Genomic DNA, 1,734 nt, shown 5'->3' with positions numbered 1-1,734 from the left:
TTGAATTATCAAAACATTACGGAGAACTTGAAATTGGAAAGAAAAACCAGCCTAACGACTCTACAATATATGAAATCGCCTCAGTAACAAAAACATTTTTAGGCACCGTAGCCGCAAAAGCTGTTCTTGACGGTAAAATCAATTTGAACGATGATGTTCGAATGTATTTAGAACTGCCATATCCAAATCTTGAATTCGATAAAAAACCGGTAACAATCAAACACCTTTTAACACATACAAGTGGATTTCCAAATTTCCCGATTAAAGGGGAAAATAAACCCGATTTTTTTGAGGGATTAAAAGAAATAAAAATAGATTCCGAAATCGGCTCAGAATATGCTTATTCAAACACTGGCCCCGAATTAATGGCATATATTTTAGAAAAAGTATATGGAATACCGTATGAAGAGCTAGTTGCAAAATTCATTCTCCGCCCAAATGGAATGAATAGTACGAAATTCAATTTGACAAAAGATGAAAAATTACGATTGGTAAAAGGTTACAACGAGGAAAATGAAATAATGCCAAATTTCAAACGAAATCTATGGGGTGGAACAATCGGACTACATTCTACAACATTAGACTTGGTAAAATATATGAGGTTTCAATTGGACGAAACAAATGCAGTCGTAAAAGAATCACATAAGGAATTTTTTGAAACTCCATACGACTTTTCCATTGGCTACCATTGGAATATACTTAAAGAAGATGATAACATAATTTATCGACATCACGGAGGGATTTTCGGAATGCAAAACTGGTTTATGATTTATCCAAAATATAATATGGGAATTTCTATTTTAAGCAATGCCAGTTTTAACGACACTGGTGATATTTTGGAAGAGGTAGCGAAAGAGATAGCCTATTCTATAAAGGGCTTAAAAGAACCCGGAGAATAAAAAAGGAGCTGAAGTAAATAAAGTTCTGAAAGTTCAAATGAAGGATTTATATCCCAATGTTGTAGCCAATTTGAGAAATGACAATCCGAGAAATTTTAAATACCACCAAGCATAGACCTTGGAAAATTCGGCCTGATGGTTGGAAATTCTACCAAGAATGGAATGATGCAATATTTCTTCATTATCAAGTTGACCTAACCGAGTTAGAAAAGTTCGTTCCCAAAGAACTGGAAATTGACCTTTTTGCGGGCAAACCTTGGGTTTCCGTTGTAGCTTTTTCAATGGAAAAGATAAGACCAAAAAACTTACCTTCTTTTCCACCAATATCAGATTTTGATGAAATAAATATCCGAACCTATGTTAAGTCAAACAATAAAACTGGTGTATACTTTTTGAGCATTGAGGGTGGAAAAAAATTGTCCTGTAAAGTCGCAAAAGGAATTTCGGAACTTCCGTATAGATTTTCAGAAATTAAGCGGACCAACAAAAAATATCAATCTGAAAATTCGGAATTTAACGACAGACTTGATATCGAATTTATAATTGGAGACGAACTAAAGGAAAAAACGGAATTGGACAACTGGCTAACTGAAAGATATGCTCTTTTCCAAGATTCTGGCAAATCAATCAACGAATTTGAAATCCATCATTTGGAATGGCCAATTAATCAAATTGACATAAAGAAAGTGGATTTGAACTATCCGAGATTTAAAAAATTAATAACCGAGCAACCAAGTAAAAGTCATTATTCGAGAGGAGTAAAAGTATTGGCTTGGGGAAAAACAAAACTGGCTGTCAGAAAGAGTTAAGTTAAACTAAAGTTCAAATAAACCAT

The 1,734-nt window shown here is 33.8% G+C and carries 2 protein-coding genes; both read left to right on the top strand.

The features are described from left to right. Positions 1-899: serine hydrolase (locus IAG46_RS17540; RefSeq protein ID WP_190811695.1), on the top strand; the 899-nt coding region annotated here is incomplete at its 5' end. A 77-nt stretch (positions 900-976) separates the two neighbouring features. After that, positions 977-1,708, top strand: a complete 732-nt coding sequence (locus IAG46_RS17535; protein ID WP_190811694.1) for a YqjF family protein — start codon at positions 977-979, stop codon at positions 1,706-1,708. The last annotated feature ends 26 nt before the right edge of the window (positions 1,709-1,734 follow it).

This window comes from Flagellimonas sp. S3867 (assembly GCF_014698935.1).
Taxonomy (GTDB): Bacteria; Bacteroidota; Bacteroidia; order Flavobacteriales; family Flavobacteriaceae; genus Flagellimonas.
The sequence above is the reverse complement of the archived record's forward strand: the minus strand, read 5'-3'. Positions and strand labels throughout refer to the sequence as shown.